This is a genomic window from Mucilaginibacter sp., from assembly GCF_035492695.1.
Taxonomy (GTDB): domain Bacteria; phylum Bacteroidota; class Bacteroidia; order Sphingobacteriales; family Sphingobacteriaceae; genus Mucilaginibacter.
This window is the reverse complement of the sequence record NZ_DATJJC010000026.1, coordinates 110,422-133,748: the sequence shown is the minus strand read 5'-3', so window position 1 is coordinate 133,748 and position 23,327 is coordinate 110,422. Positions and strand designations below refer to the sequence as shown.

Annotated in this window: 20 protein-coding genes; 8 read left to right on the top strand and 12 right to left on the bottom strand. The window is 46.3% G+C overall.

Annotation, left to right across the window (positions count from 1 at the left end; genetic code table 11):
* Nucleotides 1-25 precede the first annotated feature (25 nt).
* The 8 genes from VL525_RS15635 to VL525_RS15600 all read right to left on the bottom strand — a co-directional run bounded on the left by VL525_RS15635 (nt 26) and on the right by VL525_RS15600 (nt 10,801).
* Nucleotides 26-808, bottom strand: a complete 783-nt coding sequence (locus VL525_RS15635) for a sensor histidine kinase (RefSeq protein ID WP_325387972.1) — start codon at nt 806-808, stop codon at nt 26-28.
* Nucleotides 784-1,410: a hypothetical protein gene (locus VL525_RS15630; protein WP_325387971.1), complete on the bottom strand. Its 627-nt coding sequence runs from the start codon at nt 1,408-1,410 to the stop codon at nt 784-786. Before VL525_RS15630 ends, VL525_RS15635 begins: the two co-directional genes overlap by 25 nt.
* Nucleotides 1,411-1,423: 13 nt before the next feature.
* Nucleotides 1,424-1,921, bottom strand: a complete 498-nt coding sequence (locus VL525_RS15625) for a hypothetical protein (RefSeq protein WP_325387970.1) — start codon at nt 1,919-1,921, stop codon at nt 1,424-1,426.
* Between the two features lie 249 nt (nt 1,922-2,170).
* Nucleotides 2,171-2,899, bottom strand: a complete 729-nt coding sequence (locus tag VL525_RS15620) for an MIP/aquaporin family protein (protein WP_325387969.1) — start codon at nt 2,897-2,899, stop codon at nt 2,171-2,173.
* Between the two features lie 80 nt (nt 2,900-2,979).
* Nucleotides 2,980-4,473 carry a glycerol kinase GlpK gene (gene glpK / locus VL525_RS15615; protein ID WP_325387968.1) on the bottom strand — a complete coding sequence of 498 codons (1,494 nt, stop codon included), beginning with the start codon at nt 4,471-4,473 and terminating at the stop codon, nt 2,980-2,982.
* A gap of 62 nt (nt 4,474-4,535) precedes the next feature.
* Nucleotides 4,536-6,107, bottom strand: a complete 1,572-nt coding sequence (locus tag VL525_RS15610) for a glycerol-3-phosphate dehydrogenase/oxidase (protein ID WP_325387967.1) — start codon at nt 6,105-6,107, stop codon at nt 4,536-4,538.
* A gap of 85 nt (nt 6,108-6,192) precedes the next feature.
* Entirely contained in the window at nt 6,193-9,330 is a 3,138-nt protein-coding gene (locus tag VL525_RS15605) for an AsmA family protein (RefSeq protein WP_325387966.1), read from the bottom strand.
* A 634-nt stretch (nt 9,331-9,964) separates the two neighbouring features.
* Entirely contained in the window at nt 9,965-10,801 is an 837-nt protein-coding gene (locus tag VL525_RS15600; RefSeq protein ID WP_325387965.1) for an MBL fold metallo-hydrolase, read from the bottom strand.
* A 218-nt stretch (nt 10,802-11,019) separates the two neighbouring features.
* Here VL525_RS15600 and VL525_RS15595 point away from each other — a divergent pair, with 218 nt between their 5' ends.
* From VL525_RS15595 to VL525_RS15585, 3 genes are all read left to right on the top strand, one after another.
* Nucleotides 11,020-11,400 carry a hypothetical protein gene (locus VL525_RS15595; protein ID WP_325387964.1) on the top strand — a complete coding sequence of 127 codons (381 nt, stop codon included), beginning with the start codon at nt 11,020-11,022 and terminating at the stop codon, nt 11,398-11,400.
* Between the two features lie 303 nt (nt 11,401-11,703).
* A complete protein-coding gene (locus tag VL525_RS15590) occupies nt 11,704-12,063 on the top strand; it encodes a hypothetical protein (protein WP_325387963.1) in 360 nt (119 codons plus the stop codon).
* A 97-nt stretch (nt 12,064-12,160) separates the two neighbouring features.
* A complete protein-coding gene (locus tag VL525_RS15585) occupies nt 12,161-12,811 on the top strand; it encodes a YceH family protein (RefSeq protein WP_325387962.1) in 651 nt (216 codons plus the stop codon).
* Nucleotides 12,812-12,827: 16 nt separating this feature from the next.
* Here VL525_RS15585 and VL525_RS15580 read toward each other — a convergent pair whose 3' ends face one another.
* Nucleotides 12,828-13,691 (bottom strand): LysR family transcriptional regulator, encoded by an 864-nt coding sequence (locus VL525_RS15580; RefSeq protein ID WP_325387961.1) that lies wholly within the window; start codon nt 13,689-13,691, stop codon nt 12,828-12,830.
* A gap of 90 nt (nt 13,692-13,781) precedes the next feature.
* Between VL525_RS15580 and VL525_RS15575 the strand changes: the two genes are divergently transcribed.
* The 3 genes from VL525_RS15575 to VL525_RS15565 are packed head-to-tail and all read left to right on the top strand — an operon-like array spanning nt 13,782 to nt 16,180.
* Nucleotides 13,782-14,366, top strand: a complete 585-nt coding sequence (locus VL525_RS15575; protein ID WP_325387960.1) for a cysteine hydrolase family protein — start codon at nt 13,782-13,784, stop codon at nt 14,364-14,366.
* Nucleotides 14,367-14,398: 32 nt separating this feature from the next.
* Nucleotides 14,399-15,487, top strand: coding sequence for a DUF2911 domain-containing protein (locus VL525_RS15570; RefSeq protein ID WP_325387959.1), 1,089 nt, complete (start codon nt 14,399-14,401; stop codon nt 15,485-15,487).
* 15 nt (nt 15,488-15,502) lie between these two features.
* Complete coding sequence (locus VL525_RS15565) at nt 15,503-16,180, top strand: M24 family metallopeptidase (RefSeq protein ID WP_325387958.1); 678 nt, start codon at nt 15,503-15,505, stop codon at nt 16,178-16,180.
* A gap of 60 nt (nt 16,181-16,240) precedes the next feature.
* Here VL525_RS15565 and VL525_RS15560 read toward each other — a convergent pair whose 3' ends face one another.
* Genes VL525_RS15560 through VL525_RS15550 form a run of 3 tightly spaced genes read right to left on the bottom strand, consistent with a single transcriptional unit; the run spans nt 16,241 to nt 21,020 of the window.
* The gene (locus VL525_RS15560) at nt 16,241-18,895 is read right to left on the bottom strand and encodes a glycoside hydrolase family 2 protein (RefSeq protein ID WP_325387957.1); all 2,655 of its coding nucleotides are present in this window, start codon (nt 18,893-18,895) and stop codon (nt 16,241-16,243) included.
* Nucleotides 18,896-18,924: 29 nt separating this feature from the next.
* On the bottom strand, nt 18,925-19,770 hold the full coding sequence (locus tag VL525_RS15555; protein WP_325387956.1) for an ROK family protein: 846 nt from the start codon (nt 19,768-19,770) through the stop codon (nt 18,925-18,927).
* Nucleotides 19,770-21,020: a sugar MFS transporter gene (locus tag VL525_RS15550; protein ID WP_325387955.1), complete on the bottom strand. Its 1,251-nt coding sequence runs from the start codon at nt 21,018-21,020 to the stop codon at nt 19,770-19,772. The genes VL525_RS15555 and VL525_RS15550 overlap by 1 nt, the downstream gene beginning before the upstream one ends.
* A gap of 146 nt (nt 21,021-21,166) precedes the next feature.
* Here VL525_RS15550 and VL525_RS15545 point away from each other — a divergent pair, with 146 nt between their 5' ends.
* Nucleotides 21,167-22,144 carry a DUF2157 domain-containing protein gene (locus tag VL525_RS15545; protein WP_325387954.1) on the top strand — a complete coding sequence of 326 codons (978 nt, stop codon included), beginning with the start codon at nt 21,167-21,169 and terminating at the stop codon, nt 22,142-22,144.
* Nucleotides 22,141-23,307, top strand: a complete 1,167-nt coding sequence (locus VL525_RS15540) for a hypothetical protein (RefSeq protein WP_325387953.1) — start codon at nt 22,141-22,143, stop codon at nt 23,305-23,307. The genes VL525_RS15545 and VL525_RS15540 overlap by 4 nt, the downstream gene beginning before the upstream one ends.
* The last annotated feature ends 20 nt before the right edge of the window (nt 23,308-23,327 follow it).

The window sequence follows — 23,327 nt, the reverse complement described above, 5'->3', positions numbered from 1 at the left end:
TAGAATAAATTTATTAATTATAAGTTTATCGCCGCGGAAGCGGAATATTTATTGTCGTTATTGTTCCGCTAAGCGGTTTCGAGTAAATATCTATCTTCCCGTTAATGAGCTGCACGCGGCTGCGGAGGTTTTTTATACCAAACCCGTGCTTAACGGTTTCAATATTGAACCCTTTGCCATTGTCGCGAAAACTCATCACCAATGTATTGCCGTTTTTAGCCAGGTCGACATGTATATTTGTCGCCTCCGAATGTTTGACGGCATTCCCAAAAAGCTCCTGCGCAATGCGGTAAAGCGTCAGCTCTATCTCCGACCCAAACCGCTCGTCCGCAAGCTTTCGGGTAAATGTCACTTGTATAGGTGTGTTGTCATTCATTTTAACACATAGCGCCTGCAGTGCGTCTATCAAGCCAAAATCCGTCAGCACAGGAGGCAATACATTGTGAATGATGTTCCTTATCTCCTGTATACATTCATCTGTAAGCTTACGGGTATCGGCCAGCATGGCGTTTTGACCCTCATTAAGCTTGTCCAGTTTATGCAGTTTTAGCTTTATGGCCGAAAGCACCTGCCCAACACTGTCGTGCAGGTCCTCGGCCAGGCGTTTTCGTTCGCTTTCCTGCGCATCTATCACCGCTTTCAGCAACTCCTGCTGCCGCTCATCTTCCAGGCGCCGTAATGCCACCTGGTTTTTGATCATTTTTCGCTGGTAAACGATCACAAAGAAAAACAGACCGGCAATGAGCACTACCACTACTGTTGTGCCTATGATGAGTACTGGAACTATGTTGTTTTCTGAGGTCGGCAAAGTAGAGCAATTGAAAATAACAAATTAGCAATAATATTGGTAATATTCTGAATGATGTAATACTGTGCGCGTTCTTCAACCGGGATGCGTCCAATAAGCATAACCACAAAAATATTGATGGAAAAATAAAACAGCACTGCTGCGTTGAACCAAAAAAGGCCTTGCTTTTCGATATGAACAAACTCCTGCAAGTTAAGCAGCTGGTAAAAATAGATAAGGGCAAATATGATAAAAACAATGCTCGACGCAGCATTTGCCCAGGGTTCGGCATATATATTCTTACTGTAGTAAAGTGAAATTATAATAGCCAGTGCCGATAGTATAATCGTAAGCCGCCGCATAGCCAGGTTAATAAACACTCTATAATATATTATACCGAAAAATATGATGTTAAGTACAATAAAAGCACTTATAACGATCGTATTGTCGATGTGCCATATCGGGAATATCCATTGCAGCAGGTCGGATAAGGATGATACAATCAGAAAGAAACCAATAATACGGGCTACCTTATCAAGGTATTTGAAATTATAAACAAACGCTATCAGTGGTATTAATCCTGAAAACGATGAAATATAATCAAACAAGGCCTCTTTAGACATGTCAAATCCAATATTAGCTCCCAGTCAATACATTTTTGGGGCAATTTGCCGATCCGGGGCAAGGATGTGCCTGTTCGGCAACAAAGCCGGTGTCGCCACCTGTCGAACCGTCTGTGGTTGCCATTGCTTTAAACATTTGCGGTTGCGCAGCGCCAGCGGCAACGTCAACTTTTCCATCCGCCGGCAAAAGATCAAGGCCTTGGGCATTGGCGCCCACCAGTATAAAATGATCGTCGCCGATGGCGCCGGCCAGGTTTTTCTTCAAAAAATTGGCGATAGCGAAGATGAATTTTTGCCAGCCGTTCAATCTTTGGCCATTGCCATAATAAATACGTATGCCCAGGCAGCCCGGTTGCTGCAAAAGGCGGTTAAGTATTTCAATACCAAAAAATTGCGAAATTGAATTATGCGGATAACGGTCGCGGTGGTTTTTTGTCCATTCGGCTGCTATCTTAATATCAATTTCGGCTCCTTCTTTGCCGGTTATAGGGGTCCTTGTTTTTGTTTCCATGATTTGAAATGAGTGAGTTGAGGGTTATTTTACTAAAATTAGAATTAATTGGTTACTTAACCAACAAGCGTACAGCAAGTATGCAAGCCTATTTTTTTGATTATATAAAACCCAAGATGCTGATATTCAGACTTATTTTTGCAGGTGTACCACTTTTATCTCTTTAAACAATACGTAGTTTTACGCAGTGAAAACAGTGTTCTTACGGTATAGAAAAACAGCGTGTTAATGCTGAATACGTACTTCTGTTCAACTTAATTGCAAATAGACCAATGCCGCTATAACACCCCCGATAACGGGGCCTATGACAGGTATCCACGAATAACCCCAATCGCTGGTACCCTTGCTTTTGATAGGTAATAAGGCATGCATTAAACGCGGACCAAGGTCGCGGGCCGGGTTGATGGCATAACCGGTGGTACCACCCAATGAAAGACCGATAACCCATACCAGAAATGCCACCGGTATAGCGCCAACCGAGCCTAAGCCGATGGGGGTTTTGGTGGGCACGATCTCCGCTTTAGTCACATAAAAGACCACAAAAACCAACACAAACGCCCCGATGATCTCGCTGGCAATGTTGGACACATAGTTGCGCACAGCAGGCCCCGTGCAAAACACCGCCAGTACGGAACCGGGTTCGTTGGTACGCTTAAAATGATCGTAATACATCAACCACACCAGGAACGCACCGCACATGGCGCCCAGCATTTGAGCGATAATGTAGGGAAGCACATTGGCCCAGGCAAATTTACCGGCTATGGCCAGACCAATGGTTACTGCCGGGTTCAGGTGCGCACCACTATAGGGTCCTGCAACGGTTATTCCAACGAACACCGCCAACCCCCATGCGGTGGTTATGACTATCCAACCGCTATTGTTGCCTTTGGTATCTTTTAAAAGCACGTTGGCTACCACACCATCCCCCAACAGGATGAGCAGCATGGTACCGATAAATTCAGCTATAAATGGTGACATTATATCTTAGGTTTTTAAGTTGATATTTTTGAGAAACAAGATTTATTTAAGGTTTTCTTAGCCTGTCTTTACTCCTCATTCTAATCTCCACTCCATGCCTGCGCAGCCCGCACTGCCCTTTTCCACCCGTCAATTCCTTTTTGCGTTTCAGGCGAATGAGCGACCGGTTCAAATGTCCTTTCTGCCTCCCACAATGCTTTTATCTGTTCTTCACTCTCCCAATACCCTACGGCCAGTCCGGCAAGATAAGCAGCGCCAAGGGCCGTAGTTTCTACCACATTTGGCCGGATAACTTTGCAGCCCAGCAAATTCGCCTGGAACTGCATCAATAAGTTGTTGGCCGTAGCACCGCCATCAACCCGTAATTCGCTTATCGGCATGCCGGCGTCGGCTTCCATTGCTTTCAACACATCCATAGTTTGGTAGGCAATGGATTGAAGCGCAGCCCGCGCGATATGCCCCGCGGTTGAACCGCGCGTTAAACCAACAATAGTTCCGCGCGCCTCGGGATCCCAGTATGGCGCGCCCAAGCCCGCGAAAGCAGGAACAAAGTAAACGCCACCAGTATCCGGTACGCTTAATGCAAGCTGCTCAACTTCGGCCGATGTTTTGATAACACCCAAACCATCGCGCAGCCATTGCACCACTGCCCCGCCAATAAATATGCTGCCTTCAAAAGCATACTGTGTTTTCCCGCCTATCTTCCATGCGATGGTAGTCAGCAGGTTATTTTTTGATGCGATGAATTTATCGCCGATGTTCATCAGCATAAAACAGCCCGTTCCATAAGTATTCTTTACCATACCATTGCCGATACACATTTGACCGAAAAGCGCGGCATGCTGGTCGCCGGCTATGCCGGCTATTGGTATTTTGGAGGCGAAAATGGTTGTAGCCGTTTCTCCATAGATCTCGCTGCTTTGTTTCACTTCCGGCAGCATACTTTTAGGGATATTTAGTAACTGCAACAACTCGTCATCCCACTCCAGGGTTCGGATATTAAACAGCATCGTGCGACTGGCGTTCGTAACATCAGTAGCGTGAACTTTACCGCGTGTAAACTTCCAAACCAGCCAGCTGTCAACGGTTCCAAAAGCCAGTTCACCTGCTTCGGCTTTCGCCCTTGCGCCTTCCACATTATCTAATATCCACCTGATTTTTGAGCCCGAGAAATAAGCATCGATAACCAGGCCTGTTTTAGATTGCACCAGCGCTGCATGGCCATCCTGTTTCAGCTGATCACAAAACCCCGCCGTGCGCCTATCCTGCCAAACTATAGCATTATAAACAGGTTCGCCGGTGTTCCTGTCCCAAACAATCGTGGTTTCCCGCTGATTGGTAATACCAATGGCTTTAATATTAGTGCCGTTAATACCCATCTTTACGGTAGCCTCAGCGGCAACACCTGCCTGGGTCGACCATATTTCGTTCGGGTCGTGTTCAACCCAACCCGGCTGCGGAAATATCTGTGTAAATTCTTTTTGGGCGACCGATCTTATCTGCCCTTTATGATCAAAAACAATAGCGCGAGAACTTGTAGTACCCTGGTCGAGGGCCAAAATATATTGTTCCATTTACAGGTTTAAAGAATAATTGGTGTATAAAGCTACGTTATATTTTCAGCACAATCCATGCGTCAGTGTAACAAATATGCCTGAGCCAGCTTTTTGAACGAAGTGATCTGCGCTTCCTGCCATAGGCTATCCCGTCCCAATTCAGCCGCCAATAGTTTAGCTGCTAAGGGTGAGGCTTCTAACGCCGCTTTCGCGTCCAAAAACAAAAGTCTTACCCGCCTGGCCAGCACATCCTCAACCGTTCGGGCCATTTCATGCCTTATTGCCCATATCACTTCGGCCTGCAGGTATTCATAATTGGGATGCAGTTTTTCGCTCCACGCTTTATTTTCGCCAGCAAGTGCAAGTAATTGTTCCCTATCGCTTCCATACACATACAGGTGATCGTTCCAGTCGGATACGCGGTCGCGTCCATGTATCGGCAAATCCTGGGTTCTGCATAAAGCAGGTGCCAGTCCGGCGGTCTCCATCGCTTTATCAACGCTGTCTTCCGCCATTTTTCGATAAGTGGTCCACTTGCCTCCCGTTATCGTGATCAGGCCCGAACCCGACACGATGATCTTGTGCCCTCTCGAAATCTCTTTTGTTTTAGACGATTCGTCCGGTGGCGCCGCGAGCGGCCTTAAACCTGCAAACACGCTTAATATATCCTTGCGTTGCGGTGCCGTTTTTAAGTACCGTGCCGCATTGTTCAGTATAAAATCTACCTCTTTTTCCAGCGCAACGGGCTCAAGACTATGTTCGTCAAGAGGTGTATCCGTTGTGCCAACAACCAGCTTATCATGCCATGGAACAGCAAAAAGCACACGGCCGTCATCTGTTTTTGGGATCATCAATGCATCAGCCGACGACATAAACGAACGGTCGAATACCAAATGCACACCCTGGCTCGACCTCACCAGCGGCTTGCTTCCGGGGGTATCCATTTGCAGCAGGTCGTCAACAAATACCCCGGTCGCATTGATCACTGCTTTTGCTTTAAGCTGATAGGTTTTCCCGGTTTCCTTATCTTCAGCTACTACGCCGGCAAGCTTTTTATCCTTACCTTTTTCAAGTCCGGTAACTTTAAAATAGTTTAGCACTGTTGCACCCTGCTCCAGGGCTGTTTGGGCAAGGTTAATGGCCAGCCTCGAATCATCAAACTGTCCGTCGTGATAAACCACGCCGCCATATAAACTTTTTGGCTCGACACCACGCAGCCGTTCAAGTGTTTCTTTTTTAGAAATATGTTTGGTTTTGCCTAAGCTTAACTTGCCCGCAAGCAGATCGTAAAAGGCAAGGCCAATGCTATAATACAGGCCCTCCCACCAACGATAATTCGGAATGATAAAAGGGAGGTTTTTTACCAGGTGGGGCGCGTTTTTAAGCAGAAGCCCCCGCTCGCGCAAAGCCTCCCGCACTAAACCGATATTACCCTGCGCCAGGTAGCGCACACCGCCGTGTACCAGCTTAGTACTACGGCTCGAAGTGCCTTTGGCAAAATCGGCCTGTTCCAGTAGCAGTGTCTGATAACCACGGGAGGCCGCATCGAGTGCCGTTCCCAATCCGGTTGCGCCACCGCCAACAATGATGATGTCCCAGGTTTTATCCGGAGCCAGTGATCTAATTATTTCGTCCCTGTCGGTAATTATCATGAAGATGAAAAAGAAATAAATCGAAGGTACTGTATTAGACCATGTGGATTCGATATTATTTCATTATCAAATTTTTAAATCAATATTACTCAGTAGTATCCGCTTCTTCTTTTAGCTCGTCTTCCTTTTTGCCACGCCCAAGGTGTACTTTAGGGTTGGCCTGGGTACCCGTTATGGTCATTGGTATGCCGAATATGCCTAAAGGCGGCAGGCCCAGCCTGAACTTCAGGTTCAGTTCGCCATTGAAACTTACTTGTCCTTCAAACCTCGGCCTGAAACCGGCGATACGCATTTTAGTGCGTTCGATAGTAATGATGTTATTGGCGATTGTCGTTTTTATATCCACTTTGGATACATCTCCCGGTTTACCCAGGCTATCCTTACCGGTTTCTTTGGCTACCGATCCGAAAAGCCTGAAGCCTTTGATCTTCACCTTCTTTATAGAAAGTACGCCACCGCCCTTAAGCGAGGGATAAATAGGCTTCATATCTTTATTCAGTTTGCCGCTCAACTTATAATCAAGTGAAACTATCCCCTCTGCCGATGATGCCGAGGTCGCCATATCATGGAACAGTTTTACCTGGTTGTAAGCCTTTTTAATATCAAACTCCTTAGCGTTGATATGGTAATCAAAATACGCCCTTTGCGGGTTAATACTGCCGTAAGTAGCATCCATCACCACAGGCGCATCTATCATGGTAAAACCTGCTTGCTTCAAAACGATCTGCCCGTTGCTGATATCCATTTCGCCTTTTACATCGTTAATATCAAGGCCCTGGTATTTCACCTTCTTCACATCGGCGGTAAAGGTCAGGTTCAGGTTGGAAGGTACAAGCACAACCCCTGTCGGTGCAGCTGCTGTTTTTGCCGGCTGATTTGTATTGGCGGCAGGTGGCGGGCCATCGGCAAAAGCCATAAAATCATCCGCGAGTATAAGGCCGCTCTTTAAGTTAAAAGTCCCCGTCAGCGGCGCGTTGGGCTTCATCGCGTAGTCTATCACATTGGATAAAGCGCCATCTAACACAATAACCGAGTTACCATAATTGGCCGTAAAGGCATCAAACTTCATCTTGTCCTGCACAAAGCTGAAAACACCAGTTTTGATGATGAACGGTTTCGGGAACAGGTCCGAGGTTAATGCCAGGTCTTTCACCTTCATCGTACCTTTATTGAACAACTGGTCGTAGCGCCCGGCGGTTGCATCGCTTTGCTTACCTTTCAAAGTAAAATTAGTGGTAATGAGCCCGTTCACCCCATATCCTTTTATCGCGAATACCTTATATATTTTGCCAATGTCCAGCGTACCTTTGGAGTGAATATTGTATTGCAGGTCGGCGAAGTTCCTCAGATCAGCCTTCAGCAGGAATGGCTGGCCCTCGAAAGTGAGCGATACCGGCTTGATGTTAACTTTCAGCCCACTGAGCGACCCTGTATTATCGGTGATGCTGGCGCTCACTTGCACATCTTTTATCGGATCAGGATAATATTTTGTTTTTATGTAGCCGTTTGCGAGGTTAATATCTGCCTTTATCACCGGGAATATCTTTTGTTTGGGAATATACCTGCCTTTGGCCTCCACATCGAAACTCAGGTCGCCGCGCAAATCGGAACCTTCTACAGGATAGATTTTTTTCAGGTCGTCCAGGCTGAATTTTGACTGCAGTGCACCATCCATCGCCAAACCGGATGCATTGCTTAATTTAAAGTAACCCTTTAGGTAATTGTTCAAGGCGTTCACGTTCAAATTGGCAAACTGCATGGTAAAATGTTTCACATCATTATCCGGACACGACGCATTCAAATCAAAACTGATATTTTTGATAGCTTCCGGAACGCTGGGATATTTGACATAGCCATCTCTGAAAGACGATCTCAGGCTGAATTTTGGTACGCTGGTTATCACCGTATCAACATGCCTTATCCCTCGTTTCTGCAAACCGGTGGCATATTTTCCTTCGGCCAGCAAATGAAGTGCGTAGCGGCCTTTCAGGTCGACCGATTTGACGCCGAATGCGCGGTTCCATTTTTCCAGGTCGACCTCGGTGTTTATCCTCGCAAATATTTCGGGCGATTTTAAGCCGTTTACACTGAATTTAGAATTGAAATAATCCTTGTCAATCCGGAAGTGCAGCGAATCGATACTTAGCGACAAGCTGTCGGGGTTCAGATGAGGTACCTTCATCACCATATCAAGGTAAAGGTCCTGCACCGGCGATGGCGTATGATTGTTGGAGATATACCCGTTCCGTGCCTTCATGCTAAAGCTAAAATCGGGGTGGATATTTTTCGAGGCAATGTATTGCCCCGTCAGTTCTACCTGGGCTTCGCCGGTGCCTTTTACCTCGGTACCGGTTACCCATTTAGCATAGGAAGGCGGCAGGGCGGTGAAAATATCGCCAAGGTTAGTTTGGTGCGACGTGAATTTAAAGTCCATATCATAACCATCCTTTATAAACCCGAACCTGCCGACAAACTTCACCGGCAGTTTGTTGATCATCAGGTCGTTCTTCTGGAAGGCGAACGCAAGCGATTTGGTATTGATACTGGTCACCAGGTCGGCATTTACGGTGCGGTTCACCACGTATTGCTGGTTATCATAAGTAAAATCGGCCTCGGCTATCTCTACATGCGATTTCAGATCGAATATGTTTTTGGTAAAATCGCCGCTGCCCCGGTAGTTAAAGTTACGGGCGTCTATTTGTGTAGGTATTGACGCATCATCATAAACCAGGTGGCTCTTTTCTATCACTATTTCTTCAATGCCAAGCGAAGCGGCGCCCGTGTCAGCTTTGGCCTGCTGCGCCGGCGGCTGACTTTTATAAACACTGTAGTTGCCATGCCCGGCGCTGTCAACCTCGATATTGATAAACGCCTTACTCAGGTACACCTTACTGATCTTGATCTTCGACTGCAATAACGAGGTCAGGTCGACGGCGAATGAAATATCTTTTGCCGCGATAAGCGTATCCTGCTGAAAAGGTTCACTGCCCTTCAGCGTAAAATCCTCCAGGGTAAGCGTCAGTTCGGGGAAGCGTTTGAAGAACGAAAGGCTGGTTCCCGAGAAGTTAAGCTGCCCGTTTATACTGTTATTGGCCAGTTGTTTTATTTTTTTGGTGATGGTTTTTGGGAAAAGGATGGGCAAAAGGAACATCAGCAGGAGTATGCTGCCAATGGTAATCCCCATAATTTTCAGCGTTTTAAACAGGATCTTCTTAAAATTCATCTTCGTAAGCAATCGTACTGATATGGCTGTATGAAGATAAAAATAAAAGGGAAAGTATTTATAAAGATAAGTTTAAGATTAAATACCGTTGACCGGCATGTCAAAACCGGGTTAACATGGTTAACACAATTTTTTGCATTCAGTTCATTAATCAATTGATTATAAATGGTTTACTTAAAATCTATGTTAAAATGTGTTACCCATAGAATAAGGTCATTTGACCCGAAACACGAAGCACCCGCACCAATGCCGACATTGGGCTGCCCCCGACGCCGTAAACTACACATTACCAGATATATAAGCTATACACTAACGCGTGCCTTAGTGTAACGCCTGTTGCCCTGGCGAATAACTGCGTTGCCTGCGTATTGATATACAGCGACTTGCAAAAAGCCCGCAACAAGCCATTTTGGGCGGAACAAATATCATTAGTGGCCGCCTTAAGCAGCAAAATATAAGATAAAACAAAATGCTGCCGTTTTTGCCCGTTATAAAGACTTGGTGTGTTGGGGTTTGTGCAGGCTGGGAAACAACGGCTGGGTACGGGTGGTACACGATGAACGCAGACACGTGCGGCAGCCAACGGGGGTTACCCCCGGCTGATCATTAATCGCCGGTTACTAATGACCAACCCTCAAAACAAACTAAATTGCACCTGCCCCCTTTCAGCCACAATATTCACAGGCGTTTGAGTCGGAACATAGCTGCCATTGATATGATAAACCGCCGTTTCCACAAACCGCGATGCTACAACGATCTCTGTTTCGCCTGCATGGCGAAGGAACAACTCATTCACAAGCTCGGGGTCATTATTGTCCTTTGAAAGGTGCGCCAAAAAAAGATGGCTCATAAACGCCGGGCGGTGTGTTATAAAAACCTCCAGCGCCTGGGCGTTGGACAAGTGCCCCAATCCACCGCGGATGCGGCGTTTCAGGTGGTAAGGGTAGCGGCCCTTCTCCAGCATTTCCTCATCGTAATTGGCTTCAAGAAAAGCCGCATGGCATTTGGCGAAATGTTCCGTTAAATGTTTACAGGCCATACCGATGTCGGTAAACACGCCCACGGTCACCTCATTACAGGTGATATTAAAACTATGCGCATGGGCCGCATCATGAAATTTCGGAAATGCTGAAACAGATATCTTCCCTATAACAACAGGCTCGTAGGCCTTAAATGAAAACACCAGGTCGCGATCGAGACTAAGGCCGCTGCTTTGTAACGTTGCAGGCGTGATGTAAACCGGCAGCTTGTATTTGCGCGAAAGCACAGCAATACCGTTAATATGGTCGGAATGTTCGTGCGATACAAAGATCGCCTTCACCTTTTGCATCGGCAGGCCAAGCCGGTTCATTCGCCTTTCGGTCTCGCGGCAGGAGATGCCGGCATCAACCAATATCGCTTCTTTATCGTTGCCGATGTAATAGCAATTGCCATTGCTGCCCGAATTTAAAGATGCGATGAAAAGCGACATTATACCTGCAAATTAACCGATTTTGACGGGATTTTCCATGATTTTCTCGATTTAATTTGATCGCTGAATTTGGCCGAATACAACATATATTTTACTAACAATGAATGGGTTAGCACAAAAAATCCGAAACACTTTTGCAAACCGCTTGTTAAACGGATATGAATTTGAACCGCCCGGGTATGATTTGCTAATATGGGCCGGGCATAAAACAAAATGTTATGAAAACATTCATCAAACTATCTGCTGTGCTGCTGTTATCAGCAGCCAGCGTATTTACAGCCGCTGCCAAACCGCGACATCACATGAATAATATGACATATAACCAGGTAAGTATTATCCCCCTTAAACATAACCGGGGGTTTGCTATCCAGGTGGATAAGGCTATGCCAGGGAAATCTGTAGTTATCATCAACGACAACTCGGGCAATACCGTGTTTAAAGACTGCCTGACCAAAGGCACGCTTGCAGAAAAAAAATACTTGCTGCGCGAATTGAATAATGGTAAGTACACCGTCGAGATTTACGCGAAAGGCCACGACATCAGGACAAATTTCTACATCTACAATAATGGCGACCGCCGGGTTGTAGATATCATGTAACGCTGCCTGGCAAACGTACCCCTTTAAAGCACTGCCTTCCATTTTAAGCAGTGCTTTTTTCATTTTTGGCCGCATTTGATCGACCAAATCCACAAATCAGTCTATCAACTGCCCGGCACGCTCTATAAAGGTTGTATTTTACTAATTATTAGCTACTTACAATCAAAAAAATGATAAAAAAGGGCGTTCGTCTATACCTTTGGCACGATGGTCTAATACATTTTTTTAGTAACTGCACTTGTTGTTGTTTTGGACATTGAAATAACAAAGCAAATTAGGTTTTACAATAAAATTGGAAAAAAAATGAAAAAGACAATCGCAATCGCAGCACTGATATTAGGATTAGGAGTTAGTGCTTTCGCAGCCCCAAAGGCACCCAAAGCTGACGCAGCTGTTAGCTTCACTTCGCTGAAAAACGACAAAGGCTTCGGCGTAAAGGTAGCCGCCGAAAAATCGGTCGTAATTTTTTACGACGCCAACGGTGAGGTTATTTTTAAGGACCGTTTATCTAACGGCTTGCCAACCGAAAAGGGCTATAACATCAGCACCCTTGATAACGGCGACTATAAGGTTGAAGTGAAAACAGAAACCGGCGCGGTAACCAAACGCATACATGTTTATGAAAACGAAGGTGTAAAATCCTACTTCTTCTTCCAGGAATAATTGATAAGTTGATAAAGTGCAGTTGCAAAGCATCGTTCCCTGTGGACGGTGCTTTTTTAGTTTGCAAAAAATCCCGGGCTGTTTCTATCTTTAGCGCATGGATTCAACACAACAGCTGCCGCAACTGGATGACGCCGAATTGCGCGTTCTTGGTTCGATGATGGAAAAAAGCCGCACCACGCCGGATTATTACCCCATGACCGTCAATAGCCTGCTGGCTGCCTGCAACCAGAAAACATCGCGCAACCCCGTAGTGCAATACGACAACGAAACGGTTATCAATGCCGTGAATACGCTAAAAAGACGCGGGCTGGTTTCTACCGCCACCGGCGGCACCGACAGAGTGGTGAAGTACAAGCATAATTTTGCCATTGTTTATCCTGTCATCCCATCCGAAGTGGCCATTATTTGCCTGCTGCTGTTACGCGGACCACAAACACCCGGCGAGCTGAACACCAACTCGGGGCGCTTGTGGGAATTTGAATCGATAGAAGAGGTGCAGGAGATATTGGATAAACTGGCATCCGAAGAAAAGCCTTTTATAAAACAACTGGAGCGCCGGCCGGGACAAAAGGAAGCCCGCTATATTCACCTGCTGGGCGGCACAACCGATTGGAGCGAAGAAAGCTTTACTACGGATACCCCCTCACGTTCATCAGGTGAACTGGAAGCAAGGGTAACAAAGCTCGAGACTGAACTGGCTGAATTGAAAGAAGCCTTTGATAAATTGATGAAGGAGTTAATGTAAACGGGGCAACACGCTTTCAAAACATCTCAATAAACCTGCTTAATTCCGCATCGCGCTCGCGCAGCCAGAAAAGCACCATGGATGCTTTTTGAGGCAAGTTTTTCAATTCAATAAGTTTGATATTCATATCTGCGCCGCTTACCGACGATAGCGGCTCGATGGAGACGCCCAAACCCGCTTCAACCAGGCGCATTACCCCCATGGCATGCGCCGACTCGTGCGCGACGTTTGGCTTAAAACCAAAGCCCTGGCATAACTGCAATATTGCTTCAACATAACCTACCCCGGTGGAAACCTGCGGTAATATAAAGGTCTCATCTCTCAGTACCGACAGGTCGGTAATTTTCTTCTTCGCTAATGGATGATCGCCCGGTAATATCAGCACATAATTTTCCTTGTATAATACCTTCGATCTCATCTCCGGAGGCAGCATAACATTGGGGGCGACGCCTATATCTGCTTTCCGGGCCAGCACCATTTCAATCTGCTCGAAATTAGAGGTTTCCTGCGCAATGGTTTTTAGGTTGGGCCACTTCCGCTTCACCTTAACCAGGAACGACGGCACAACCGTATTCATGGCCGAACTGGCATGGGTTATCCTTACTTCGCCGGCTTCACCGTTGTTTATTTGCGCGGTGCGGGCGATGGTCTTGTTCAAATCCTGCAATATCCTGTCTGCCTCTTTTTGAAAAAACAAGCCTGCTTCGGTTAAGGTAACTGTTCGTTTGCTACGGTTAAACAGCAGGGCTCCCATCTCATTTTCCAACAATTGTATTTGCCTGCTTAATGCTGGCTGCACAATATTTATCTGCTCTGCCGCTTTACGGTAATTAAGTGTCTTACATAACACAAGAAAATTATTGATCTGTTGAACATCCATATTAATCAAAATAAATTATCAATCAATCAAAATTAAGCATTTTATTTTATCAGCTAAACGATGTTTTTTTGTATCAGCACATTAGTCAATATGAAGGTTGAGTTGAATATAATGAAAGAGGACAGGCCGGCATTGATCCTGGTTGACATTCAGAAAGGGTTTGAAGACATAGCCTATTGGGGCGGGCAACGCAATAACCCGGATGCTGAATTGCGGGCAAGCGAATTGCTGCAACTTTGGCGGGATACCGGCCTTCCTGTTTTTCATGTTCAGCATTGCTCTGCTACGCTGATATCTCCACTCCACGAGAACCACGCAGGCAACCAATTTAATGAACTGGTTAGTCCCATCGGAGGGGAGCCTGTTGTCAAAAAGAATGTGAACAGTGCCTTTATAGGCACCGACCTGCAGGTGCAATTGGATAAAGCCGGAATTACCACTCTTGTTATCGTTGGCTTAACCACCGACCATTGCATTTCCACAACTACCCGTATGGCCGGGAACCTGGGCTACAAAACCTACCTGGTTGCCGATGCTACTGCCACCTTTAATAAACAAGGCGTCGACGGGCAAAATTACCCGGCTGAGCTTATCCATGAAACCGCCCTGGCAAGCCTGAACAATGAGTTTGCAACGGTTATAACATCCGACATTATTAAACAAAATATACGATGATCAAAAATTTACTAAAATTCTGTTTACTGTTAATGTCTTTTCAACTGGTTTTCGCCGGTATAGCTGAGGCACAATTGACTACGATCCCGCGTGGAGGCAATAAAAGAGCATCCGTTAGCGAGGGAATAGGCATCACTAATATCATCATCAATTACAGCCGACCGGGAATTAAAAAAAGGGAGGGGCATATTTGGGGAGAACTTATTCCGGTTGGCTTTACAGAGTTGGGATACGGCGCTAAAAAACCTGCACCCTGGCGCGCCGGCGCAAATGAAAATACAACTATTGAGTTTACAACTGACGTTAAAATAGATGGCCATGACCTGCCAGCCGGCAGGTATGGCTTTTTTGTTGCGTATGGCCCGGATGAGAGCACGCTTATCTTCTCAAAAAATTCAACATCATGGGGTAACTTCTTCTATGACCCAGCAGAGGATGCTTTGCGTGTAAATGTAAAGCCGGTAAAGACCGACAAAAGTGTGGAATACTTGAAATATGAGTTTGCCGATCAGACCTCATCAAGCGCGACCGTTCAATTACAATGGGAAAAGCTGATGATCCCTTTCAGGATCGATGTCGACGTGATAAAAACGCAGATCGCGTCGTTCAGGAAAGAATTGCGCGGAGACAAGGCCTTACCCGCTTTATGGCAGGGGTGGAACCAGGCCGCAGCTTTTTGCGCAACCAATAAAACCAACCTGGAGGAAGGTCTGATGTGGGCCGACAGCGCGGTTAGCTTTCGCTTCGGTGGAAGCACAAGCTTTACGCCATGGCAAACCAAGGCTGCCGTGCTTGACAGTATGGGTCGAAAAGCCGAAGCCGCCGAGATAATGAAAAAGGCCCTGCCTTATGCCGACCAGTTTGAGGCCTATGTTTATGCATCGGCTTTAATGGCTGCGAAACAGACTAAGGACGCAATAGCGGTGTTTAAAATGAATTATCAAAAATTTCCGGATAATCTTTTCACTAACCTGGGTATGGCCTGCAGTTATTCAGCATTAGGCGATTATAAAAAGGCGCTTGTATACGCGCAGAAAGCTTTGCCCCAGGCCAAAGGCGGCAATAAGCTGGAAGTTGAACGAAATATAAGGGACCTTCAAAACGGCAAAGACATCAACTAATTAGCCCAGGCAAATATGAATAATGCAAAACAAAAGCTGGCAGCCGCCGAGGAGAAGGCAAAACAACTATTCCATGTAGTAGAGGGTTTGGGGTTAATAGCACCGGGCAAATCGGAAAAGCAACTGGCTGATGAAGTTGTTGAAGTGGCCCGCAACCATTTTGGGATAGAAAAATTCTGGCATAAGAAGATCGTAAGGGCGGGTGCAAATACGCTGCATTCGTACAGCGGTAACCCCCCGGACCGGATAATACAGGAAGACGATATTGTCATCCTTGATTTTGGGCCGATATTCGACGGATGGGAAGCAGACCTGGGCAGAACCTATGTGATAGGTCAGGACCCTTTAAAGCTGAAATTGAAGAGAGATGTTGAAGCTGCCTGGCGCGAGGCCAAAACCTGGTATGATGAACAAAGCAGCCTTACCGGCGCACAATATTTCACCTATTTAAACGAACTGGCCAAAAAATACGGCTGGGAATATGGCGGCGAAATAGGCGGGCACATTGTTGGCCATTTCCCGCACGAACAGCTTGGACCGGATGACCTGGGCTTGGATATACACCCGGACAATCATGCTGATATTTTCCAGGCAGACAAAGACGGCAATGACCGGCACTGGATACTCGAGATCCAGTTTATAGACAGGTTGAACCAGATCGGCGGTTTCTTTGAGCAATTAATAAATCAATAAAAAAGTTCTATTAAAAAAAATGCGCGCCGGAAAACAGCGCGCATTTTTTTAATATCCTTATCAATTAGCAGCAAACCCCGCCTGATTATCCGACTGGCTTGTGCCGATATCCAGGTTCCAGGCCGTTGTTAATAAGTAGGGCATTGTTCCTTTAGCATCCTTATTGGCATAGCTGACACGGATCACCCTGCTTTCGCCCGGCGCCAGTTCGATATAATTATCGCTGAAGATCACCGGTAAAATATCATCTCCACGCTGTCCTTTTAACGCCCGTAAATGCACCTGGAAAGCAACGGTTTTGCCCGTATTGGCGATGGTTACCGCTTGATAAGTACTATCGGCTTTTTTATCGGTATAATAAGATACTTTCAGGCTGGTTTTACCGAGGGACTGCAGCGCGGTATAATCAGTGTAGGAAGTTTCGGGGGTAGTGTACCATTTGGATTTTTTCCAGTTCAGCACATCGCCTTTTTTCGACAACCAGTACCAGTTAACGCTATGGACGGTACCCTTATCATCAGTTAGCTGCAAACGAAGAAAATAAGTATCCGAAAATTCGGAAGCAGCCGGCAGGGCAAAACACTTGGCGGTACCGTCGGCATCCACGTCAACGGTAGCGGTATTGGTATATTTCTGGGTTCCGTCCAAATTAAAGATCGTCGCTTCGGCCTGCAGCCCGTTGAATTTAGTAAGCAGCGAGTTAATGATATCCACCTCATTATTGGCATAAGAGTACATAATATGCAGGGGCTCCATTGATTTCTTCATACCGAAATAAGTTCCTGCCGGATACAGGTAATAATCGTAAGTGTGCCATATCAGTCCGGGCCAGGGGTTGCTGCCCATCCACTGCACAACGCCCGTTGCGGTATTGTATTTGTGCAAACCGTAGCCCTCCATCATGGCGCGGTGCGCCTCATAATTTTGCGCCTGGGCCTCGGCTATATATTGTTTTATATCCAATGGCTTACCGTAACGATTCTCCAGGGCCTCATTAAACACCCGGGTGTTGCCAAAGGTCATGGTACCGCAGTGGTAGTCCCAGGTTTTGGTATTATACCAAAGCGAGTCTTTCGGAATAAATTTGATCAAACTCTCATAAGGCGGAATAGACGGACCCGGGGATATCTCGGTAGCGAAGCTCCAGGTGCCTCCGCCAAATTTGCTGGTGGTATCGGTTTCCCAGTAAATAGGTGGTACCCATTCATAGGGCCCGGCCATTTTTACCCCGCTAAAACCGGATACTTTAGATTTGCTTTCATTGGCCGTGGATATGGTCGGATTGGGCCATTTCAGGGCAGCCTCGATGTTCAGGTAATCGCGCTCGACAGTAGTATCCCGTGGCGGCATGTCGCTGCCATTCAGCCAAACCATGATGCTCGGTTTATTGCGCAGCCAGTACATTACGCTGCTGTCCGATTGCATAGCCACTATACGCTTCGCCTTATCCCAATTCTCGGGATATTGCCACGCGCCGCAGCACATCCAGCCGGTCATCACCAGCAGACCATACTTATCGCACAAAGCATAAAAGTGATCGTCCTCCAGTTTACCTTCCGAACGCACGATATTCATGTTCATATCGCGGTAAAGGCGCAGTTCCTGCTCCTGTCTTTCGGGTGAGCGCCGTTGGAAAATATCCGGCGACCACGCCGCACCACGCAGCATAATCGGTTTGCCGTTCACAATAAACTCACGCGACATATCGTCGATCAGCTTCGAGGTGATCTGCCTTATACCAAAGTTTTCAGCAATGGTATTGCTTACCGCGCTGCCGTGTGCAATGGAAAGCTCGATATGGTTCAATTCTGGTTTCCCATATTGCCACGGCCACCATATTTTAGGGTTGCTGATGTTCAATTGGGTGAACTCCGTTGGGGTAAAGGTGACATTGGCTATTTCATTCGGGCCCAGGTGAACCTTCTTCTCAAATGCGATATCACTGTTAATTTTACCCTTCACTACCACATCCTGTGGGTTTTTGGAATAGTTGGTAACCAGCGCATCAACCGTTAAGTGCGCTATTGCCAGCGAAGGCAGATCAAAATTGGTGGTCACCAGCGGATATTGAATACCTACTTTATCAAAGGTCTTTATTTCAATATCATTTACTATACCACCGTTGTAATCGGGCGGGTAATGTATCCAGTCGGCGTAATCTATGGCAAGGTCGCCGCCTTTGTGATTTGGGTTAACAGGCCTTTTTATCTCTAAGGCTAAAACATTGCTGCCCGTAGCCTTAATGTATTTGGTGACATCCATTTCGATGATACGGAAAGGCCCCATAGTTTCGGTAGAGTCGGCGATCTTTGTTCCATTCAGCCAGATATTAGCTTTGTAATTGATACCGTGCAGTTTCAAGATCACGGTCTTTCCTTTTTCGCCCGGCGGCATCGCAAAAGCCTTACGGAACCACCAGGGTTTATCCAACGCCGGGTCCTTCAGCTTTTCAAAATTCATTCCCATAAACGGGTCAAAGTCATATACCTTGTTTGCCAGCAAGCCGGCGATGATGGTTGTCGGCACGGTAACCTTGTACCAGCCTTTAGGCACAAATTTGGTCTGTGATATCGCGCTGCCGGGGCTCGCATCTTTAGTAACTGACTGCATTTGCCAGCCGTCTTTCAATATCATCCGGTGGCTTTCGGTTGTTTGGGCAAACGACTGATAAACGAATAGTGATGATAATATGATCATCAAACTGAACCTTTTCATATATTGATCTTAATAGCTTAATTTCTCAATTACTGAGCATCGTAATACAACGCCGCCGCGCCCAATATTCCGCTGTTTTGCAAGCCGGACGATTCCACCCTTATGCGCTCTGCCGATTTGGTAAAAACACAGGTCCTGATCTCTTCCCACATCGTTTTCTCAAAAAACTCCCAGGCATGTCTCACCGAGCCACCCAGTATGATCAGCTGCGGGTCGTAAGCGTACATGGCCATTTTAACCGCATTGCCGATATGGGTACCTAATTCAGCATAAAGTTCCAGTGCACGTTTGCCGCCATACTTCGCTTCTTCAAAAACTTTGGTTCCATCCAGACCATAAACATTCTGAAAAAATGAGCCGCTGGCATAATACTCCAAAATGTTATCCTTGTAGTTGAACAAGCCAAATTCGCCCGCACCGCAATTATAACCAGCGTATAATTTATTGTTAACGATAACGCCCGCGCCAAGCCCGGTACCCAGGGTCATCCCGATCATCGAATCAACGCCCTTCCCTTTACCGAAGTAATGTTCGCCTACAGCGAAGCAATTTGCATCGTTATTAACAAAAACAGGAATATGATAACGGTCCTCCATGTGTTTTTTCAAAGGCACCTCCACCCAGGAAGGGATATACAACACATCGTAAACTATGCCTTGTTCAACGTCGACCACGCTGGGTACGCCAATACCTATTGCTGTAATATCATCCTTTATCAATTGATCCACCACCTGGTAAATATCGTTCAGCACTTCATCCACTGATCCATCGCTATGTATCCGTGCCGAAATAATAGCCGATAATGTATCACCGGTTACCACTGCACCGCGAACGTTTGTGGCGCCCAAATCGATCCCTATAACTTTAGTACTCATTATACTTTATCCTTTTTATCAAATACCGTTTGGTTAGTAATTAGTGGTTTGGCCCAAAAGCCAATGCTAAGCATATAACCGAAGGTGAGGTACAGGAACATCATGCCTGCCCGCAAACCCACTATATTGCCCAAGCCGCCGATCAGTATCTGCACTACGGCGCCACCGATAATACCAGTAACCAGTATCCCGGCGAAAGATCCATGATCCTTATCAACCGAACTAAGCGCCAGTGAAAATATGATGGGGTACATTACCGACATGAAAAAGCCGATAGCAGGGAACGCATACAACGATACTTTGGCGCTTCCGAACAGAGCAAATGACAGCAATATGATGGCTGGTATGGTGAACAACACCAACAGCTTGCGGCTGTCCATTAATTTCAGCAGTACAAGTCCCAGTATCCCGCCTACCATCATCAGGCCCCAAAAATAGGCCACGGCGTCGGCGCCTTTGGTTTGCGGGTCTACCTGGTGGTACCGGTGCAAAAACTCCGACATCCAGTAGGATACCCCTTGCTCGGTGCCCACATAACAGAACAGGGCAATGAAATAAGCAACAACCACCGGCTTTTTAAACAGGTCGACATGCGATTTCCAGGGACCGGCTTTTTCATCGCTCTGCAATTCGACTTTTGGGAACCTGGAAACCAGTATGATAACAAACATCAGCAGGCTTATCATCGTGAACAGCCAATACAGTGATATCCAGGGCATGCCTGCAGGTGTTAGCGGCTGCAGTACCGAAACTATGCCGCCGCTTTTATGCTGCAGGTTTAACACCATATAAGAATAAACAAGCGGGCTGACAAACGACGCCCCGCCGAATATCAATTGCGCCATTACCGAGGTAAAAGCGTAGTTTTCAGCTCCTCCTGCAACGCGCAATAGCGGATTGATGACAACTTGCAGCATAGCCATTCCGCAACCTATCAGGAAAAGGGATAATATCGTTGTCAGGTAATTGGGTTGGGCGGCCAGGAGCAGTGACCCTACAAATGCGACAACAAACGCTGCCACCATTATTTTCTTCTCGTTATACTTTTGCACCAGCATGCTGGTCGGGATAGACATAACGCCATAGGCAATGAAGAATGCGAACGGCAGTACCCCGGCCAGCAGATCGCTTAATTTGAAATCCTGTATGAATTCGGGCGAAAGCGGCCCGATGACGTTGGTCATGAAGGAGATAACGAAAAACGTGAGCATGATCAATGCCACGATATAGTAATTGGGTTTGCTCTTCATGAAGTTTAATTTAGGCGTCGGAACGGCTAACTAATATCGCTAAAAATATTGCATATCCTAACTTTTTGAAAAATTTTAAAAAGTAACAATGTTGTGGCGATATCAATTAGGTTTAGTATTATTGATAAACCAACCCACAATTCCCAATGCCTGATATTTATGAAGAGTTACATTCGGCGGGCCTGCTGAGCGATGAATCCTTCGCCAAAGTAAATGCTGAAAGGCCAGCATCCCTATTTTCGGTGCATTGGGAAATAAAGAGCTTCCTGTACCTTGGCGTTTTACTGCTAACCGGCGGCCTTGGGTTACTCATTTACGAAAATATTGATACTATTGGCCATCAGTTTGTATTAATACTGATAGCCCTCATCTGTGTGGGATGTTTTGCCTACTGTTTCAAAACCAAACTGCCTTTCAGCACCGGGCAGGTGAGATCCCCCAATACCGCTTTTGATTACATTTTGCTGCTGGGGTGCACCAGCTTCCTCATCTTCGTAGGGTACCTGCAATTTGAATATAAAGTATTCGGGCTGAATTATGGGTTGGCTACCCTAATACCCATGCTGGTACTGTTCTTTACCGCCTATTATTTCGACCATCTGGGCATCTTGAATTTGGCTATAGCCAATCTTGCCCTATGGATGGGCGTATCCGTAACTCCCAAACAACTGTTGCTTAACAGCGATTTTAACAGCGAAACCATTATTTATACCTATTTGCTTTTAGGCATTTTACTTATGGCCGGCGCTTACAACACACAACGGTATAATTTTAAAAAGCATTTCAAATTCAGCTACCAGCATTATGGGGTGCATGTGAGTTTTATTACCCTGCTGGCTGGATATTTTCACTATTATAATTCGTTTGCCTGCTCCGCCTGGGTATTAGCCCTGTTCTTTTTCGCGTACCTGGTCTATAAGGATGCTTTTAAGCACAGGTCGTTTTACTTCATCCTGCTTGTTGTGCTGTATTCTTATATCGCCGTCAGCAGCTTAGTCGTGCGGGTGCTTATCCAAACCGCCGACCTTGGCGCAATGTCTCTTTTATCCCTCTATTTTATCGGTTCCGGTATTGGCCTGATATTCCTGCTGATCAACATAAACAAACAGATCAAAGCCAAATGATAGCGTACAACAAAACATGGCTTGCCAACCTGAAGCTGAGGGATATGCTGAACAAGGACCTTTCTGCCGGTCGCATCAATGAGGCTGAACTTAAAGCCATTGCCGAAAAATACCCGGTGGGCTTTTATTCGCCGGGCATACTCGCGCGTGTTGGCTTTTTTATTGTCACCTGCGTTGTAGTGTTCTTTGCATACGGACTGATCGCCTTAGTGGCGGCCAGTGCAGATATCTTTGATAGCCCTGGTTTCCCGATCTTTTTAGGAATGATCAGTTTTGCCGGCCTCGAGCTTATGGTTTATGTTAAACATCATTATCGTTCGGGTGTTGACGACGCACTGTTGTTTTTATCAACCTGCATGATTTTGGCAGGACTTTTTATGGCATTCTCAGGTTTTGGCGACCATGCAAATTATCCAACCCTTTTCGGAATTGCATTCTTAATGTTCATGGTTTTAAGCTTGCGATTCACTGATATTTTGATGGCTGCCGCGTGCTGCGTTTGCTTCTTCGCCTTCATATTTTTTTGTTGGACCAAAGTTATTCCTTCAGGTATGTCAACGGTACCATTTGCCATGATGGTTGCGGCTGCGGACACATATTGGCTGGCCTACGTCAATAGGGAAAAATTCGACTACTATCAAAATTGTCTTATCATAGTGCAGATCGTATGCCTGCTTACGCTCTATGCCGCCGGAAACTACTACATTATTCAAACACTGACCGACGAACTGCACGGGACAGTTAATGCTACTGTACCCCTTAGCGCCTTCTTTTGGATATGGACAATGATGGTTCCTTTCGTATATGCGGGGCTGGGTATCCGGAAGAAAGATGTGATCCTGCTCCGTACAGGATTATTATTGATCGCGGCGGCTGTTATTACTTTTCGCACCTATTTCCATGTGTTGCCCGTCGATGTTGCTTTGACGATAGGCGGGGCACTATTGCTGGGCATTGCCTATGCGGTCATTCGTTACCTGAAAACACCAAAATACGGATTTACCTATGCTGAACCCGAAGGCGAAAATGTAATGGATCGCCTTAAGATCGAATCATTGATAGTTGCGGAAAGCTTGTCAACTCACACGCCTGCGCCAACTAACAATAGCGTAAAAATGGGCGGTGGCGACTTTGGTGGCGGGGGCTCAAGCGGCGATTTTTAGCAGGCTTTAAAACCTGTTGT

What these genes read in the sequence shown, in the direction of transcription:
- VL525_RS15550 (WP_325387955.1), bottom strand. Translation starts at nt 21,020, where the DNA reads ATGAAGAGCAAACCCAATTACTATATCGTGGCATTGATCATGCTCACG.
- VL525_RS15600 (WP_325387965.1), bottom strand. Translation starts at nt 10,801, where the DNA reads ATGTCGCTTTTCATCGCATCTTTAAATTCGGGCAGCAATGGCAATTGC.
- VL525_RS15595 (WP_325387964.1), top strand. Translation starts at nt 11,020, where the DNA reads ATGAAAACATTCATCAAACTATCTGCTGTGCTGCTGTTATCAGCAGCC.
- VL525_RS15585 (WP_325387962.1), top strand. Translation starts at nt 12,161, where the DNA reads ATGGATTCAACACAACAGCTGCCGCAACTGGATGACGCCGAATTGCGC.
- glpK (WP_325387968.1), bottom strand. Translation starts at nt 4,473, where the DNA reads ATGGAACAATATATTTTGGCCCTCGACCAGGGTACTACAAGTTCTCGC.
- VL525_RS15545 (WP_325387954.1), top strand. Translation starts at nt 21,167, where the DNA reads ATGCCTGATATTTATGAAGAGTTACATTCGGCGGGCCTGCTGAGCGAT.
- VL525_RS15555 (WP_325387956.1), bottom strand. Translation starts at nt 19,770, where the DNA reads ATGAGTACTAAAGTTATAGGGATCGATTTGGGCGCCACAAACGTTCGC.
- VL525_RS15620 (WP_325387969.1), bottom strand. Translation starts at nt 2,899, where the DNA reads ATGTCACCATTTATAGCTGAATTTATCGGTACCATGCTGCTCATCCTG.
- VL525_RS15605 (WP_325387966.1), bottom strand. Translation starts at nt 9,330, where the DNA reads ATGAATTTTAAGAAGATCCTGTTTAAAACGCTGAAAATTATGGGGATT.
- VL525_RS15610 (WP_325387967.1), bottom strand. Translation starts at nt 6,107, where the DNA reads ATGATAATTACCGACAGGGACGAAATAATTAGATCACTGGCTCCGGAT.
- VL525_RS15590 (WP_325387963.1), top strand. Translation starts at nt 11,704, where the DNA reads ATGAAAAAGACAATCGCAATCGCAGCACTGATATTAGGATTAGGAGTT.
- VL525_RS15560 (WP_325387957.1), bottom strand. Translation starts at nt 18,895, where the DNA reads ATGAAAAGGTTCAGTTTGATGATCATATTATCATCACTATTCGTTTAT.
- VL525_RS15565 (WP_325387958.1), top strand. Translation starts at nt 15,503, where the DNA reads ATGAATAATGCAAAACAAAAGCTGGCAGCCGCCGAGGAGAAGGCAAAA.
- VL525_RS15540 (WP_325387953.1), top strand. Translation starts at nt 22,141, where the DNA reads ATGATAGCGTACAACAAAACATGGCTTGCCAACCTGAAGCTGAGGGAT.
- VL525_RS15575 (WP_325387960.1), top strand. Translation starts at nt 13,782, where the DNA reads ATGAAGGTTGAGTTGAATATAATGAAAGAGGACAGGCCGGCATTGATC.
- VL525_RS15625 (WP_325387970.1), bottom strand. Translation starts at nt 1,921, where the DNA reads ATGGAAACAAAAACAAGGACCCCTATAACCGGCAAAGAAGGAGCCGAA.
- VL525_RS15630 (WP_325387971.1), bottom strand. Translation starts at nt 1,410, where the DNA reads ATGTCTAAAGAGGCCTTGTTTGATTATATTTCATCGTTTTCAGGATTA.
- VL525_RS15570 (WP_325387959.1), top strand. Translation starts at nt 14,399, where the DNA reads ATGTCTTTTCAACTGGTTTTCGCCGGTATAGCTGAGGCACAATTGACT.
- VL525_RS15580 (WP_325387961.1), bottom strand. Translation starts at nt 13,691, where the DNA reads ATGGATGTTCAACAGATCAATAATTTTCTTGTGTTATGTAAGACACTT.